Source organism: Collinsella sp. HCP3S3_E11 (assembly GCF_052067375.1).
Classification (GTDB): Bacteria; Actinomycetota; Coriobacteriia; order Coriobacteriales; family Coriobacteriaceae; genus Collinsella.
Window position 1 is genome coordinate 97,129 of the sequence record NZ_JBQHQI010000002.1, and the last position, 14,881, is coordinate 112,009.

Genomic DNA, 14,881 nt, shown 5'->3' on the forward strand with positions numbered 1-14,881 from the left:
CGGTTCGGACAGCGATAGACTCTTAACCGACGAAACTATCGAGAAAAGGGTAATCTAAATGAAGCAAAACGAGAATACCGACGAATCCGCCATCTTCATCTGGGTGACAGCCGCCGAGGGCGCGTCTTTCGAGACCTACCGAAACGACCCGAGCGTCGGCGCCGAGATCCACCTGCCTCTGGAACCCGCCGCGCTGGCGGACGCGCTCGCAAGCGAGGCCGGGCGCGAGGGAGTCGAGACGGAGTCCCTCCGACTCCGCGCATGGGAGTACATCGGCCGATTCGTGCCGTTCGAGTGGCTCCCCCTCGGCGAGGCCTACACCATCGAGGAAGCCAATCTGCTCGCCGCGGCGGTCATGAACAATCCCGAAATCGACTGCGACGTCCTCTTCCAGTACTGCGACCTCCGCGAGGTCTATGACCCGATCGAGGTCTTAAACTTCATTCTCCAGTACGGGTCGATCCCGTACCGCAAGTGGTCGTCCCCGCTCGACCTCGGGGAGATCGGGATGGATGACCTCAGCCTGCACGAGAAGTGCGCCCTGCAGCTCGGCTGGGAGCTCGCGGGCAAGGATGCTAAGCGCGACCGTGCCGACATGTCCGTCGAAGAGCTGATTGAGCTCGGCGAGAGCAAAGCCGAGGACCGCGAGCTGGAAATCTGGCTCCACGGCTACATGGACCCCTATGAGGGCGAGATCGACACCGGGAAGTATTCCAAAGAGCAAATCATCAAGATGCTCTTCTCCTGATTCAGACATAATCTTATCTACAAAAAGAAAGGGGTCCTCTCGATAAGCGGGGACCCCTTTACCATGTGTCTGTTGTTGGGTCCAGAGGCAGAACTATAATTGCCTGACCTCGGATGTTAGTCGCATTAGGAGCAACGATACTCGTTTTTCTAAACGCAACTTTTCGTGTGCTCGTAAAAAATCGAAACGATAAAAACTAGTACAACCCTTCTGAATGGGTGGGCGGCTGTTTCGCCTGTAAGCAAACATGAAATCGGCCGCAGCAGCACCGCCTGGGAGGGCGGGCGAGGGGCTTGGCCGCAACTTAATTACCGGATGCGGCCACCACGCTAAATACTTGAGAATCGTCGACCGCCCAGTATCTGCCATCCAAAAGTTTAAACACGATATAGCTGCCGTCTTTGCCTATTTCGGCGGCGTTTACGCATTTCTGAAGATCGGCGTGGCGCGCGTAGCGGCCGACGAGCACATCTCCATTTACAAGCCCGACTTCAAGATTGAGACCCATCTTCTCATACATAACGATACGATCCGAATCGTCCACGCCCTTGCTTGAGTCGAAGTCGGGCCTTAGCCCAGCGAGGCGAACCCCTCGCTTATCCAACGCTTTGTCGATTCCGCCCTTGGCGTAGTCGCTCAGCTGGTAATAGATTCTGCGCGCGAGATCATCGGCCAAGACGCGCTCTGGGTCCCCGCCTGACCGTTCCGCTCGAAACTCGCCTAATGCCGACAGCATCAGGTACACCTCATGCAATCGCAGCGGCAGAAAGATCGGGTGGGCCGTCGACTTCAGGCCGCCGCGGCTTGTCGGCTCGGCCTTGATGTAGGAGTCGCCAAAACGCACGCCGTCTGCCAGGGCGCTCAGGCGCTTTTGCACCGCCGTGCGCGAGCAGCCCAGGTACGCGGCGATCGCTTGCTGGGTCATTCCCTTATGCGCCGCTTTGAGCAGCATGAGATTTGCCTCGTCCGTGCCTATGAACGACTTGTCCAGGTTGTAGTGGCGCTTTTTTGGGGCGCCGCCGATCTCGTTGCCCTTTTCGAACAGCTCGTGCACGCTCAGGAACAATTCATGGCGGCCGTTGCTTTGGGGGCCTTCCTCTGAGTTGGCATAATCTGCCAGCGCCTTGCAAAACAAGCGATAGTTTTCGTCAGTGACGAAAGTGGGCCACTGCATGTTGTGAAAGCGTGTGCCTTCACGTGTGTCGGCGAATTTCGAATACGCAGACTCAGGATCGCAACCGACCCTTTCCGCAATTTCCGCAACTCTCATGCCAATCCCTTCCGCAACCCAATCACACGCACGAAAAACCTATCAAGCCAGAAGATTGATGTGGCAAAAAAGAAGAAGAGGCATTACACCCCTCCTTCTGGACAGCCTGCACCCCGGTTCCCTGCCTGCCAGTTCGCCCCCCGAAACCCTCGGGGCGCTGTGGGGTCGAACCCCTCCGCATGGAAAATTCTATCGCGGCCATGCCCGCTATGCGTGTCACGCACACCACGCCAAACGTCAGGTTTACCAGCCGGGACTGATCCCTCTTTCGAGAGCAGGGTTATATTAGCATCTACAAACTCGAAAAACCCTGCCGCATTTGAGGAGTACCAAGAAAACGGTCTACACCTTGAATATCAACCTCATCCGAACACCTCCCGCATTCACACGAACATGTACGGATGAATGCGGGAATCCGATACCCTGAGGGCCGGATCGGCCGAGCCACTGGGCACGAGCGGGACACGGTCCAGAGGATGCCGGGGCGCGGGGTCCCGTGCAGGGAGATCGCGGGGGAGCCGGGCAGGTCGCCCTAGACGGTGAGCGCCGAGGTGCCGTCGCGCCCACCCATGAAAAGAGGGTTTCTTTGCGGGCGCCGCATCCGCACGCCCCCGCAAAGAAACCCTCGCACTCGCATCTCTACCTGCGAACCCGCACGCGCCCTCGCGCACGCGCCGCGGCAGCTGCTAGTCGCGGTAGAACGAGCCCATGTAGCGGATGTACTCGTCCTCGGTGTGGTTGGCCTTCCAGTCGTGGACGGAGTCCTTGTTGCGCTGGCCGGCGATGACGGAGAGCTCCTTACCCAGCTTCTCAAAGGCCTCGTCGACGCACTCCTCGGGGGTGAGGGCGATCTTCATGACGGCCTCGCCCTGCGGGCCGCCGGGGAGGTTGGACAGCAGGCTGGGGGTTAGGGTGGTGCCGAGGGTGATGACCTCGACGTCGACACCGGTGCCCTCGCACTCGCAGGCCACGGCCTCGGTCATCTTGAGGATGAAGGCCTTGCCCGCGCCGTACTGGCCGTTCCAGGGGCTGGAGCTGATGCCGGTCATCGACGAGACGTTGATCACGGCGCCGCGGTCCTGGGCGGCAAAGATCCGCATGTAGTGGTGGAAGCACTTGAGGAAGGTCACGACGTTGACGTTGATCATGGCCTCGTGCTTCTCCCAGGGAGTGTCCTGGATCTTGCCGAAGCTGTGCAGGCAGGCCACGTAGCTCATGAAGCCCATGTCCAGGCCCTCGGTCGCGGCGAAGACGGTCTCGGCAGCGTCGGGCTGGCTAAAGTCGGCGCGCACGACCTTGGTCTCCACGCCGTAGGTCTCACGGATCTCGCCGGCGAGCACGTTCAGCTTCTCCTCGCGACGGCCGACCATGACGACATTCATGCCGCCGGCGGCGATCTTCTCGCAGAACGCCTTGCCGACGCCCTCGGTCGCGCCCAGGATCAGGCCCCACTCACCGTACTTTTCCCTCAGGTTCATACTGCATCCTCTCTCTCGATGCCCATGCGGGCACCTCTCCTTTAGCGTGCGGCCGCTCAGCCGCATACGGTGCGCCATTATGCACTGAACAAGAGGGGAGTGCGTTCACGACTTTGCGAACGAACCCGAAACAACGATGAACGGTGTCGGTCTATCACCACAATGAAACCCTTGCAGTATCAAGAGGGGAGGTGCTGGCGGGTAAAACCACATCGAACGCCGCCCTGGCGTGAGCGGCGTTCGATGTGGTTTTACCCACCTTGGTAGCTATTCACCAGGAGGGCATTGCGACCTCCGGTCGCCTTTGCTGTATCCCCTTGTGTGCCCATGTACAAAGGGATGCATCGCTATTCTGCGCCGGTGCTCGACGAGCGCGTGCGCTGGGCGCTCATCAGCGGCTACCTCTACGGCGTGCGCGACGCGCTGCTCACCCTCAACAATAACTGTAGCTGCAACTACCAACATAGCCCTCGCGGCTACTTCCTGTGAGAGTTTTTTGTTAAAGCAACGGCGCGAGAGTCCTCGTGGCACCCAGCAGCGTCCTCCACATGTCTGGACTCTCTATGCTTACGCTGGATAGACATCGCCAGAACGGGTATAGTATCGAGAGTTTTGTCGTTTACCAGCGGGGGAGTCCTGTGGGCATCAAAAAGAAGATCAAAAAGGAGCTTATCGGCACCTCCGATTACCCGTCGAATAAGATTTTCACGATCTCCAATTTCATTACCTTCACGCGCCTGGTCCTCACGCTGGTCTTCCTGTACCTGTTTGTGACGGACAACAACCGTGTCGTCGCCATTGTCATCTATGCCATCGCGGCTTCCACCGACTGGATGGACGGTCAGATTGCCCGCATGACCAAAACGGTCTCGTGGCTCGGCAAGGTTATGGATCCCATCTGCGACCGTGCGCTGCTATTTACAGGCGTTTTAGGTCTCGTGGTTCGCAGCGAGCTTCCCATCTGGGTCTGCGTGCTCATCATTGGGCGCGATATCTACCTGGGCATCGGCACGCTCATCGTGCGCCACTACCACCGCCGCCCCATCGACGTAGTATTTCCCGGCAAGATTGCCACGGCGCTGCTCATGACCGGCTTCTCGCTCATGCTGCTGGGCTTTCCCACCGTGGACGGCTGGCATCTGCTGCCCGCCACGTTCACGGCCTTCCCGGGCCTCAACGGCAGCTCGGTACCGCTCGGCATCTTCTTTGTGTATGGCGGCGTCATCTTCTCCATGCTCACCGCTGTCATCTATTCCATTAAGGGTGGAGCGGCCATTAAACAGGCTGTTGCGCATCCAGAGGACGAAGACGTCGACTTTCTTAACCCCGAAATCGAAGACTAAGCCATTGGGGTATTATTACGTACAGTTCATTCTTTGCGGCATGTCCGCGTTAAGTTAGGGGTTGTCATGGACAACATGGTTAACAATATGCCTCAAAACGATAAGACTGCCGACGCAACCTGCGTCTTCCGTGTGCCTTCGAGCGACGTTACCGTTCCCGATCTTATGGCGAACGTTCGCATCACTGCCCCCGTTCTGTCTATTGTCAAGGGGCCGCAGACCGGTGCTGCCTTTGAACTCGAGGACGATGTGACCACCATTGGCCGCGATCCGGCAAACGGCATTTTCCTCAATGACATGACCGTATCGCGTAGCCACGCACGCATTATTCGCGAGGGTCTGGCTGCTCGCATCGAGGACTTAGGCTCGCTCAACGGCACGTGGGTTGACGGCGCTATCGTCAATGCCGCCCCGCTGCACGACGGATCTTCCGTCCAGATCGGTACGTTCACGCTCATCTACCACGAGAGCACGCCGGAGCGCATCGAAACCGGTGAGTAGGGCATGGCCGAACGCAACTATCTGAGTATCGGCCAAGTCGTCAATTTACTTCGAGGCGCATACCCCGATCTTTCGAACTCAAAAATTAGATTTCTAGAAGATGAGGGGCTCATCACCCCTCATCGTACGCCAAAGGGGTATCGCCAATACTCCAAGGAGGACGTTGACCGTCTAGAGGTCATTCTGCACCTGCAGAAGACTCGCTACATGCCGCTCAACGTGATCAAGCAACGCCTGGAAAACGCTACAGATCTCTCCACGCTTGCCTACGAGGTGGGTCTGCTGTCCGATGTTCCGCTCAAGACGGAACCAAAGGAAACCAAGCAGAAACTGCACCCCATCGAGACCATTCCGGATATGTTGGGCGTCGAGATCTCGTTTATTCGCTCCTTGGCCGAAAACGACCTTATTCGCATTATCAAGAGTCCGCAGAACCGTGAGCTCGTCGACGGGCGCGATTTTCCGATTATCCGCTACTGTTCTGAGCTGTCACGCTTTCATATCGAGCCGCGAAACCTTCGTCAGTACGTATCATCCGCCAACCGCGAGTCTTCGATGTTCGAGCAAGTGCTCGTGAGTATGCTTGGCATGGACACCTCCGATGACGAACGCGATGCCAAGCTCGAACGCGCGTTTAAGAAGTTACATGACCTCACCGAGGGCGTGCATACTGCGCTGCTCAAGAACCGCGTATTTGAGTCACTCAACGCCGTAGTCGAGGACGCCGATATCGATGCCCTCGATGAGGAGATCGCACGCTCCGAATCAACCAAGGCCAAAAGCGAAGAGGCATCTGCCTCCGCGGTCCCCGTGCGCGAGGAATCCCTCGTGCAGCCGCTTAAGGTTGTCGCCCCCTCGCACACCGGCACCGCCAGCGCGGACAAATAAACGCTTCTACAAACCAGCCTCCCATGAAAGGTCACACCATGTACGACTTCGAATCTCACATCGTCGACATCCCCGACTATCCCGAGCCCGGAGTCGTCTTTAAGGACATCACGCCGCTCTTTAGCAATCCCGAAGCACTTAAAGCCATGGTCGACGCGCTAGCGGAGCATTTCTCCGGCATGGGCATCACTAAGGTTGTAGGACCCGAGGCTCGCGGTTTTATGGTAGGCGTGCCTGTTGCCGTGGCACTCGGCGCCGGCTTTGTTCCCGCACGTAAACCGGGAAAACTGCCACGTAAGACCGTTAGCCAGGAATACGAGCTCGAATATGGAACCGATTCGATTGAGATTCACGTCGATGCCATCAGCTCTAAAGATACCGTGTTGATTCTTGACGACTTGGTCGCGACAGGCGGAACCGTCGAGGCAACAGGTAAACTGGTGCGAGATATGGGCGCAAAGCTCGTAGGTTATGGTTGTATCCTTGAGCTTGCGTTTCTTAATCCGCGCAAGAAGCTCACGCCTTCTAACGAGGACGTTGAGCTCTTTAGCCTGGTAACGGTGGACTAGCCGCTACCCTTAGATACTGGAAAGGAAGCTCCATGCGCACAGCAAACACGCACAAAAACATGGCACGCTGCGCAGCTACGGCAACCCTCGCTTGTGTTTTGGGCTTGGGCCTCGCGGTTCCTGCCTATGCCGATACCGCGTCCGATCTTGCCGCTGCTCGTACCAAACTCGAGCAGATCGGTACGCAAACCCAGCAAATTCATGAAGAACTCTCCGCACAGACGCAGGAGCTTGATCAGACTGCAGGCGAGATCACGCAAAAGCAGCAAGAGATTGCCGAGGGTCAGGCAAAGCTTTCGTCCTACGTTGCCGGTGAGTACAAGACCGGCGGTCTGAGTCTCCTTCAGGTTCTGACGGGTGTCGACGATCTGGGCGATATGCTCAACCGTTTGTTCTACTACGGCAAGGTTTCCGACAAGCAGGCCCAGACCATTCAGGAGGTCAAGGACCTTAAGCAGCAGCTCACCGATAAGCAGGCCGAGCAGGAGAAGAACGTCGCCGCGACGCAGAAGAAGGTCGACGAACTCAACGCCCAGCAGGCTGAGGCCCAGAGTGTCGTGAACTCCCTGGATTCACAGCTGCAGGCCGAGCTTGCTGCCGAGGCCGAGGCGAACGCCGCGCTGCAGGCTGGCATAAATGCCAGCACCGCCGAAAAGGCCACGGTGAGCAACGACACCGCCGGTACGACCGAGAACACCAACAATGGTGGCGGTACGACCAACAACGGCGGCGGCAACACGCCTGCGCCCGCGCCCGCTCCTGCTCCCACGCCGCAGCCCTCGACGCCCGCCCCGGCACCGGCCCCTTCCGCGCCGAGCCAGTCCGTTGACGGCGGCAGCGTTGTCTCTCGCGCTTATAGCAAGCTTGGTTGCGCTTATTCCTGGGGCGGCATTGGCCCGAACAGCTTTGACTGCTCCGGCTTTGTAAGCTACTGCCTCACCGGTCGCTACTGCCGCCTGGGCACTACCGGCACCTTCATGGGTTGGCCCCGTGTTTCTGATCCTCAGCCGGGCGACGTCGTTGTTAACTCTTACCACACCGGCATCTACATTGGTAACGGCCAAATGATCCATGCTTCCGACTACAGCACGGGCGTTATCATCAGCTCCGTTGCCGCTGGCATGAACAACAATTATATTTTCGTTCGCTATTAAGTGTTTTTAACTCAGCTAACGAAAGTGGACCTCGTATCCTTTGGGAGCGAGGTCCATTGTTTTATCTCGACCGCCCATTTTGTGTGTAAACTACAATCTAGTTTTGAATACTAGATATGCGCAGCATCTATCCAAAAGATAGCTATAATTGTTGAGGAACAACTAGAAAGGACCCTCAATGAGCTGGGCACTCATCTCAGATTCGAGCTGCAATCTTCGCGATTGGCAACCAACCGCACCTCATACCACCTTTGCATTTGCACCCCTTAAGATCCGAGTGGGGGAGCGTGAATTTGTCGACGATCTCTCGCTCGATGTTCACGAGCTTAATGTTGCCATTCAATCGGAATCCAGCGCATCATCGAGCTCCTGCCCAAGCGTAGGGGAGTGGGCTGAGCTCTTTAAGCTCGCCGACAAGACGATCTGCATGCCCATCTCCGAGGGCGTCTCGGGAAGCTACAATGCCGCGGCCACCGCGCGTGACATGGTGCTTGCCGAAGAGCCAAATCGTAAGATTTACCTGGTTAATTCGCGCGCAGCAGGCGGAAAGATGGACCTGATCTTCTTACTGTTTGACCGTTATCTAGCAAGTAAACCGGATGCCTCCTTTGAGGAAGCCTGCGCCTACTTCGATAGCTTGGAGCGGAACAGCAAGATCCTCTTTAGTTTATGCAATTACGAAAACCTTGCGAAGGCCGGACGTATCCCCAAGGCGGCCGGTGTTATTGCCAACAAACTCAACATCCGCATTTTGGGCACGGCGAGCGAAGCGGGCGAAATTGAACTCGTTGGGCATACGCGTGGCGAAAAGAAGATGCTCACCAAGATTGTCGACACCATGGAGGCCGAGGGTTTCACGGGCGGCGAGGTCATCATCGATCACGTTGAGAACGAAGCTGGAGCCCAAGCGCTTGCCGACCGCATTGTGGAGCACTGGCCAGGCTCCAAGACTATCATCATGCCCTGCAACGGCCTCGATTCCTATTACGCCGAGATGCATGGTCTCATCATCGGCTACGGCATGGGCATGGCTTCGGGCCAATAAAGCTCAACCAAGCTAAAACGCGGACGGGACAAAGTGACTGATGGCTCTTTTGCTGGGGTTAGATAGCGATACTTTTTACATCTAATTGCCCGCTGATACCGCGCCTGTCCTGTACGCTGATAGCGCAACGCTCCAATCGTCAAGACTTTGTTTTCCGCAAGCCATTTTTGGATTTCGCACATACGCACGCCGCTAACAAACATAGCGAAAACCTGTTTGACAATCGGCGCGGTTTCCGGGTCGGGTATAAGGTGGTGGCGGTTGTTCGGGTCTGGGATATAGCCGTATGGATATTCCCCGTTGACGCGCTCGCCTTTTTGCGCCTGTGCCTGTTTAACTGCGCGGATTTTCTTGCTTGTGTCGCGGGCGTAAAACTCGTTAAACCAGTTCCGCAAGGGGGTAAACTCGTTATCCTCCCGCGCTGTGTCAACTCCGTCGTTGATCGCGATATAGCGTACTCCGTTTTCGGGAAATACAATCTCTATGAGTTCGCCCGTTTTCAGATAGTTTCTGCCAAGACGGGAAAGGTCTTTGGTAATGACCGTCGCCACTCGTCCGGCTTCCACTTCCTGCAACATCGCTTGCAGCCCCTCGCGCTCAAAACTCACGCCGGAAAATCCGTCGTCCACAAAAAACTTGGCTCTTCGGTGGTTTCTGTGGGAGAGATTCCGGCATAGGCCCAGCTCAGCGGGCGAAAACAACGATCTGGAACTGAAACGGCCCCGGGAGGGGCCGTTTCCGCGTCATCCGCCTATGATTGCTAAGCCAAATTCAGACAACCGAAGAGGTGTGACACATGAAGAGTCTACTACTTCTCGCCCTCGGTCTGGCCCGCACGGTCGTCCTGGGCGCGCGCATCGAGGCCGAGCGCATCGTCGTGAGCGTCCGGCCCTACAAGCGCGAGCAGCGCCGCTGCCCCGTATGCGGCAGGGCCTGCGACTTCTACGACATGGCGAACCGCGGGGCCCCCAGGCTGTGGAGGGCGATGGACCTGGCGCGCTCGGCCTGCTACCTGGAGTACGCGCCCTGCAGGGTGCGCTGCCCGGAGCACGGCGTGCGCACCGAGGCCGTCCCCTGGGCGCGGCACGGGGCGCGCTTCACGCGCGACTTCGAGGACTGGGTGGCGTGGCTGGCGGTCCGCTGCACCGCCTCGGCGGTCTCCGAGCTCGCCCGCGTCGAGTGGCACAGCGTGGGCGGCGTGTGCAGGCGCGTCTACGCCGAGCTGGAGGCCGCGCGCGGCGCCTCGAGGTTCGACGGCGTGCGCCGCATCGGCATCGACGAGACGTCGTACAAGAAGGGCCACAAGTACGTCACGGTGGTCGTCGACCACGACCGCGGCTGCCTCATCTGGGCGCACGAGGGCACCGGCAAGGACGTGCTCAACCTGTTCCTCGACGAGCTCACGCGCGAGCAGAGGCGCGCCATAGAGGTGGTGACCGCCGACGGCGCGAGGTGGATAAGGCAGCTGGTCAAGCGCCGCTGCCCCAACGCGAGGTGGGTCATGGACCCCTTCCACGTGGTCCAGTGGATGAACGACGCGCTCGACGCCGTGCGCTGCGAGGAGTGGAACGCCGCCAGGGCCGCCAGGCCCAGGCCCGAGGGCAAGCGCGGCAGGCCTGCCAAAGGCGAGCTGCCGCCCGAGGAGGTCAGGGCGCTCGAGGAGGAGGCGGCCTCCATCAAGGGCAGCCGCTACGCGCTCGTGAAGAACCCCGAGGACCTCACCGACGGCCAGAGGGCGAGGCTCGAGGCGCTCAAGAAGAGGGCCGGCTCGCGGCTGGTCAGGGCCTGGGAGCTCAAGGAGGACCTGCGGGCCGTCTTCCGGGCAGCCGACGGCTCCGAGGCCGCCGAGCTGCTCGACGACTGGATGCACAGGGCCGCCTGCTGCAAGATCGCCAAGGTCGTCGCCGTGGAGAAGAAGGTGCGCCGCCGGCGCGACGACATCATCGCCGCAGTCGAGCTCGGCATCAGCAACGGGCGCGTAGAGGCCATCAACAACAAGATCAAGGTGACGGTGAGGATGGGCTACGGCTTCCGCAACACCGACAACCTCGTGGCCCTGCTCATGCTCAGGTGCGGCGACTGCCAGCCCCAGCTCCCGGGTCGCCCGGTGAAGGCGAGGAAGAAGGGCGTGAAGGGAGCGAAGAGCGTTGCTGCCTAGGCTAGCCCCTTGTCACACAAACTACCGAAGCCTCCTTTTTTCACCTGCTGAAGGTTATCAATCTTCTTATTGAGTATCTCGGCATTCTTTCTTCTGCCAATGCCCTGACGGGCAGATCCACCGCCCTTTCGGCTGGTTCGGGGTCGCAGGCATGCCCTGGCGGGCAGATCAGCGCCTTTTCGGCAGGTTCGGGGGCGCAGGCATGCCCTGACAGACGGCTGCATTGCCCATATGCGTTTTGCGCGCGAGGACCCTGTTGCTCCTGTCAAAAGCGTGGCGAAATGAAGTGGCCCAAAAGAGGGCAGCAGAATACCGAAATCCCAGCTTGAAATAGCTCAGCTATTTGTCACTGTGCGGTTCTGCCTGCTATGATTAGCCATGCACTGCTGGGGAAGACTCATCCGCTAGAATTGCTTGGACGAAAGGAGACGCAATGGTACTCGACAGATACGCGCGATTTGCTGACAGCGCCGACGTGCTCTCTTGCCCCCTTTGCCACAGCGCCCTGAAGCTGCAGGAAGGGAGCCTCGTATGTCCGAAGAGGCACTGCTTCGATATCGCAAAGCAGGGGTACGTAAACCTTCTAGGGCCCTCCAGGCAGTCAGCCCACTACAGCAAAGAATCCTTTGAGAGCCGCATGGCAATCCTGGAGGCAGGGTATTACGACCACGTGAAAGAAGCCGTCCTCACCGCGGTAGGAAGGGCCCTTTCCCCAAGCGAGGGTCCTGCAGCTGTGAACGCGACGCCATTCCGCGTGCTCGACGCGGGATGCGGAGAAGGCTTCTATGCACGTGCAATCCGAGAAAACCTCTGTGTCGACGTGGTGGCGTTTGACCTCTCAAAAGACGCCATGCTGATGGCGGCCCGCCACGATTCCAGAAAGGCGGTCAAATGGCTGGTTGGCGACCTGACGAACATCCCCGTGCTGAAAGGCTCCATCAACTGCGTGGTGGACGTATTCGCTCCCTCGAACTACGACGAATTCAAGCGCGTTCTCACCCCAACCAGAAACGCCTCCGCGCCAGGAGTGCTGGTCAAAGTGGTTCCAGGCAGCAATCATCTTACGGAGCTGCGCCACCTTGCTGAAGGATCTTTGCGCAGCAAGGAATACTCAAACCAGCTGGTGACCGATTGCTTTGAGAAGCACTTCAAGATGACCGACCGCATCAAGGTGACGCGCACCTTCGAGATGTCCGAAAGGGACGTCCGCGTGTTCGCCGAGATGACGCCGCTGCTGTTCGGCATCGACGCGGATTCCCTAAATCTATCGCGTGTGAAAAGCATCACCATCGAGGCTGAATTGCTGGTGGGCACCCCTCGCTCCCAAGGCCCTTCATGAGCTCAGCCAGCTCATCATCCTCTTAATTGCAGGGCTGAAGGACAGCCCTTGTCAACCGCCCCAGAAGAAATCTGGCTCTTCGGTGGTTTCTGTGGGAGAGATTCCGGCATAGGCCCAGCTCAGCGGGCGAAAACAACGATCTGGAACTGAAACGGCCCCGGGAGGGGCCGTTTCCGCGTCATCCGCCTATGATTGCTAAGCCAAATTCAGACAACCGAAGAGGTGTGACGCATGAAGAGTCTACTACTTCTCGCCCTCGGTCTGGCCCGCACGGTCGTCCTGGGCGCGCGCATCGAGGCCGAGCGCATCGTCGTGAGCGTCCGGCCCTACAGCACCGCTTTTAGATACTGCTTGATGTTGCGCACTTTGGTTGTGTTCTCCCTCATGCAATCCAAAACAAACTCAATATGGCTGCTGTTCAGCTTCAAAAACTTGGATTTCACCAATTCGGCGGGGTAGTCGTCCCCGGCAATACGGATTGTCTTTCGGGCTGTGCAGACGGTTTCCAGCATAAGGTCAACAATCTCGTCCAAACGGTCTTTGTCAATTTTGCAGTTTTGAATGAGATGGTCGTATTCGATATTGTCCTTGATAATCTCCCTGTAAATCTCTACTGCGCTATTGCTTTTCGCTTCCGTTCTTTTCCTTTCCGGCGGCGTAGCCGCTTCGCCATGCGCAAAGGGCAAGGGGTTTAGGGAATGGAAAGGAATGGAATCGGTACTTGATAAATCAGTAATTGATTGTTCTTTACTTAATATATCTTTATTTAATTGCGTTGGATTTTCCAACGTAGGTTTTTCCTGCGTAGGTTTTTCCAACGTTGGATTATCCAATGTTGGATTTTCCAATGTAGGTAAATCCAATATAGGCGGCTGTCCGCCGCTGGTAGCTGCTTCCGGCTCTCGCGGCTGCGGCTGCTCCTATATGACGTAATCTGCGCCCCGCAAGCGTCCCTTTTCGTCGCGCTCCCGGCTGCGCACGATATATCCGGCTTTTTCGAGTTCCTTTACCGCTTCGCGGATTGCGTCGATCTTCTCCCGGTTGATATGGGATAAGCCCGCAAGGGTATAATCCCAATCTTCGGGCAGCGAAAGCATTTGCGACAACAAGCCCTTTGCCTTTAAGGACAATTCCTTGTTTCGCAAGTGGTGGTTGCTCATAACGGTATATCCCGTATTTCGCTCCACTCTGAAAACTGCCATATTTCCTCACTTCCTCTCTTGGTATGCGTGGACAATTAGAAAGCCGTTTTCGGCTGTTTTGGTATTGCAATATGCCCTTTGCCGTTTTCGCGTCTGCAAAGCCGCATGTCACAAGGGCTTTTGCCCGTCTATTTGTCCATGCTGGCGTGCGTTTTCCGCGTCCTTTTGCCGGGGCAATAGGGACACTCTTTGAAAACGCAAAACTCATATTTCCACCCGGGGCGGTAGAAACGGTAAGTGCCGCAATCTTCATCATCTCCGGCACAACCGGATTGATAGCGGTCAAATCCCGGCTTCTGCTGCATGAGCAATTCAAACGCCCGCTGCTTGCCCTTTGTGAAATACATTCCGGCTGCACCTCCTTTCCTGCGGGCATAAAAAAACGGCGTTACTTTCTCCCCCAAAGGGGTTAAGGTAACGCCGTTTGTGTGCGTATTCAGTTTTTAACACATTCCCTGTCTATCCGCTGTCCGCAAAACCATTGATTTTATTAGCTTTTTGCCGCTATCGCTATCACACCTCATTATTATCCCGCCCGCGTTATACGTCGCCTAGCTATTAAACCCATTGAACTTGAGGTAGCTCATCAGGTACGCCTTCGATACAAAAGACGAAACCGCACTGCGTACGAGCAATGACTCGCGCGTAACCTGATGTGCGGTATCGGGCACGGGAGTCTGCTCAAGGGAAAACGCCGCACGAATCGATGCCTCAAGTTGATCGACTACATAATCGAAAGCCGTCGGAGCGTCGTAGCTCAAGCGCTGAATATTAAAGAGCGCCTGAACCGCAGCGATGGGCAGCACCTGCTTAAAGATACAAATGGCGATGAGACGCGCAATCTGCTCACGGCCATACTGCTTTTTAACTGGAGCAGGAACAAGGCCGACCTTTACGTAATTATTGATCATCGAAGGCGTGATAACGGGCTGCTCTACGCAAATCGAAAGCGGCTCCATCCACAGCGCAACATATTCAATAACCTGATCGCGATAGAGCGTTACGTTGGGCAGCTGGTCATAGCGTGGCAGGCTCAACGCATTGAGTTTACCCACCATATCGGACTGAATAAATGCATCCGGCAGCACCGTCGGCTGAATATCCTCCGGCTTAATGCTGACCGATGTATCGGACATCGGGATAACATGTTTTACGTGGTTCATAAGAGACCTCCGTTCGTTTTCTA

General features: G+C 57.2%; 17 protein-coding genes and 1 pseudogene. 11 read left to right on the top strand and 7 right to left on the bottom strand.

What is annotated here, in order from left to right; all coding sequences use genetic code 11:
• Nucleotides 1–58 precede the first annotated feature (58 nt).
• Entirely contained in the window at nt 59–748 is a 690-nt protein-coding gene (locus tag ACTM86_RS02550) for a hypothetical protein (protein ID WP_441015436.1), read from the top strand.
• A gap of 304 nt (nt 749–1,052) precedes the next feature.
• On the opposite strand, the gene ACTM86_RS02555 is transcribed toward ACTM86_RS02550, so the two are convergent.
• Both ACTM86_RS02555 and ACTM86_RS02560 read right to left on the bottom strand, forming a co-directional pair.
• Nucleotides 1,053–2,018 carry a helix-turn-helix domain-containing protein gene (locus tag ACTM86_RS02555; RefSeq protein ID WP_441015438.1) on the bottom strand — a complete coding sequence of 322 codons (966 nt, stop codon included), beginning with the start codon at nt 2,016–2,018 and terminating at the stop codon, nt 1,053–1,055.
• Nucleotides 2,019–2,704: 686 nt separating this feature from the next.
• Nucleotides 2,705–3,496, bottom strand: a complete 792-nt coding sequence (locus ACTM86_RS02560) for a 7beta-hydroxysteroid dehydrogenase (RefSeq protein ID WP_154516391.1) — start codon at nt 3,494–3,496, stop codon at nt 2,705–2,707.
• 339 nt (nt 3,497–3,835) lie between these two features.
• Here ACTM86_RS02560 and ACTM86_RS02565 point away from each other — a divergent pair, with 339 nt between their 5' ends.
• From ACTM86_RS02565 to ACTM86_RS02595, 7 genes are all read left to right on the top strand, one after another.
• Nucleotides 3,836–3,985, top strand: a complete 150-nt coding sequence (locus tag ACTM86_RS02565) for a hypothetical protein (RefSeq protein WP_441015440.1) — start codon at nt 3,836–3,838, stop codon at nt 3,983–3,985.
• A 149-nt stretch (nt 3,986–4,134) separates the two neighbouring features.
• A complete protein-coding gene (locus ACTM86_RS02570; RefSeq protein WP_441015442.1) occupies nt 4,135–4,839 on the top strand; it encodes a CDP-alcohol phosphatidyltransferase family protein in 705 nt (234 codons plus the stop codon).
• 66 nt (nt 4,840–4,905) lie between these two features.
• Nucleotides 4,906–5,340: an FHA domain-containing protein gene (locus ACTM86_RS02575; RefSeq protein WP_195838557.1), complete on the top strand. Its 435-nt coding sequence runs from the start codon at nt 4,906–4,908 to the stop codon at nt 5,338–5,340.
• Between the two features lie 3 nt (nt 5,341–5,343).
• Nucleotides 5,344–6,228 carry a transcriptional regulator FtsR gene (gene ftsR, locus ACTM86_RS02580; protein WP_154516382.1) on the top strand — a complete coding sequence of 295 codons (885 nt, stop codon included), beginning with the start codon at nt 5,344–5,346 and terminating at the stop codon, nt 6,226–6,228.
• Nucleotides 6,229–6,266: 38 nt separating this feature from the next.
• Nucleotides 6,267–6,797, top strand: coding sequence for an adenine phosphoribosyltransferase (locus ACTM86_RS02585; RefSeq protein ID WP_195838556.1), 531 nt, complete (start codon nt 6,267–6,269; stop codon nt 6,795–6,797).
• Between the two features lie 32 nt (nt 6,798–6,829).
• A complete protein-coding gene (locus ACTM86_RS02590; RefSeq protein WP_441015446.1) occupies nt 6,830–7,951 on the top strand; it encodes a coiled-coil domain-containing protein in 1,122 nt (373 codons plus the stop codon).
• Between the two features lie 178 nt (nt 7,952–8,129).
• The gene (locus ACTM86_RS02595; RefSeq protein ID WP_441015448.1) at nt 8,130–8,996 is read left to right on the top strand and encodes a DegV family protein; all 867 of its coding nucleotides are present in this window, start codon (nt 8,130–8,132) and stop codon (nt 8,994–8,996) included.
• Here the strand turns inward: ACTM86_RS02595 and ACTM86_RS02600 are convergent.
• The gene (locus ACTM86_RS02600; protein ID WP_441015450.1) at nt 8,966–9,697 is read right to left on the bottom strand and encodes a recombinase family protein; all 732 of its coding nucleotides are present in this window, start codon (nt 9,695–9,697) and stop codon (nt 8,966–8,968) included. The genes ACTM86_RS02595 and ACTM86_RS02600 overlap by 31 nt on opposite strands.
• Before the next feature lie 95 nt (nt 9,698–9,792).
• On the opposite strand from ACTM86_RS02600, the gene ACTM86_RS02605 reads away from it, so the two are divergent.
• The 3 genes and pseudogenes from ACTM86_RS02605 (at nt 9,793) to ACTM86_RS02615 (ending at nt 12,493) form a co-directional block, all read left to right on the top strand.
• Entirely contained in the window at nt 9,793–11,154 is a 1,362-nt protein-coding gene (locus ACTM86_RS02605; protein WP_441015452.1) for an ISL3 family transposase, read from the top strand.
• Nucleotides 11,155–11,587: 433 nt separating this feature from the next.
• Nucleotides 11,588–11,728: pseudogene (locus tag ACTM86_RS02610) on the top strand (putative RNA methyltransferase); the annotation flags it as partial.
• Between the two features lie 63 nt (nt 11,729–11,791).
• Nucleotides 11,792–12,493 carry a methyltransferase domain-containing protein gene (locus ACTM86_RS02615; RefSeq protein ID WP_441015535.1) on the top strand — a complete coding sequence of 234 codons (702 nt, stop codon included), beginning with the start codon at nt 11,792–11,794 and terminating at the stop codon, nt 12,491–12,493.
• 326 nt (nt 12,494–12,819) lie between these two features.
• Here the strand turns inward: ACTM86_RS02615 and ACTM86_RS02620 are convergent, their stop codons facing one another.
• From ACTM86_RS02620 to ACTM86_RS02635, 4 genes are all read right to left on the bottom strand, one after another.
• A complete protein-coding gene (locus ACTM86_RS02620) occupies nt 12,820–13,326 on the bottom strand; it encodes a DUF6017 domain-containing protein (protein ID WP_441036901.1) in 507 nt (168 codons plus the stop codon).
• 87 nt (nt 13,327–13,413) lie between these two features.
• On the bottom strand, nt 13,414–13,695 hold the full coding sequence (locus ACTM86_RS02625) for a helix-turn-helix domain-containing protein (protein WP_441036902.1): 282 nt from the start codon (nt 13,693–13,695) through the stop codon (nt 13,414–13,416).
• A gap of 128 nt (nt 13,696–13,823) precedes the next feature.
• Nucleotides 13,824–14,042 (bottom strand): hypothetical protein, encoded by a 219-nt coding sequence (locus tag ACTM86_RS02630; protein ID WP_441015458.1) that lies wholly within the window; start codon nt 14,040–14,042, stop codon nt 13,824–13,826.
• A gap of 204 nt (nt 14,043–14,246) precedes the next feature.
• A complete protein-coding gene (locus ACTM86_RS02635) occupies nt 14,247–14,858 on the bottom strand; it encodes a DUF1836 domain-containing protein (protein ID WP_427726793.1) in 612 nt (203 codons plus the stop codon).
• Between the last annotated feature and the right edge of the window lie 23 nt (nt 14,859–14,881).

Bases quoted from the DNA above. Each gene is read 5' to 3' on its own strand.
- ACTM86_RS02550 (WP_441015436.1), top strand. From the start codon at position 59: ATGAAGCAAAACGAGAATACCGACGAATCCGCCATCTTCATCTGGGTG.
- ACTM86_RS02555 (WP_441015438.1), bottom strand. From the start codon at position 2,018: ATGAGAGTTGCGGAAATTGCGGAAAGGGTCGGTTGCGATCCTGAGTCT.
- ACTM86_RS02560 (WP_154516391.1), bottom strand. From the start codon at position 3,496: ATGAACCTGAGGGAAAAGTACGGTGAGTGGGGCCTGATCCTGGGCGCG.
- ACTM86_RS02565 (WP_441015440.1), top strand. From the start codon at position 3,836: ATGCATCGCTATTCTGCGCCGGTGCTCGACGAGCGCGTGCGCTGGGCG.
- ACTM86_RS02575 (WP_195838557.1), top strand. From the start codon at position 4,906: ATGGACAACATGGTTAACAATATGCCTCAAAACGATAAGACTGCCGAC.
- ftsR (WP_154516382.1), top strand. From the start codon at position 5,344: ATGGCCGAACGCAACTATCTGAGTATCGGCCAAGTCGTCAATTTACTT.
- ACTM86_RS02585 (WP_195838556.1), top strand. From the start codon at position 6,267: ATGTACGACTTCGAATCTCACATCGTCGACATCCCCGACTATCCCGAG.
- ACTM86_RS02590 (WP_441015446.1), top strand. From the start codon at position 6,830: ATGCGCACAGCAAACACGCACAAAAACATGGCACGCTGCGCAGCTACG.
- ACTM86_RS02595 (WP_441015448.1), top strand. From the start codon at position 8,130: ATGAGCTGGGCACTCATCTCAGATTCGAGCTGCAATCTTCGCGATTGG.
- ACTM86_RS02605 (WP_441015452.1), top strand. From the start codon at position 9,793: ATGAAGAGTCTACTACTTCTCGCCCTCGGTCTGGCCCGCACGGTCGTC.
- ACTM86_RS02615 (WP_441015535.1), top strand. From the start codon at position 11,792: ATGGCAATCCTGGAGGCAGGGTATTACGACCACGTGAAAGAAGCCGTC.
- ACTM86_RS02625 (WP_441036902.1), bottom strand. From the start codon at position 13,695: ATGGCAGTTTTCAGAGTGGAGCGAAATACGGGATATACCGTTATGAGC.
- ACTM86_RS02630 (WP_441015458.1), bottom strand. From the start codon at position 14,042: ATGTATTTCACAAAGGGCAAGCAGCGGGCGTTTGAATTGCTCATGCAG.
- ACTM86_RS02635 (WP_427726793.1), bottom strand. From the start codon at position 14,858: ATGAACCACGTAAAACATGTTATCCCGATGTCCGATACATCGGTCAGC.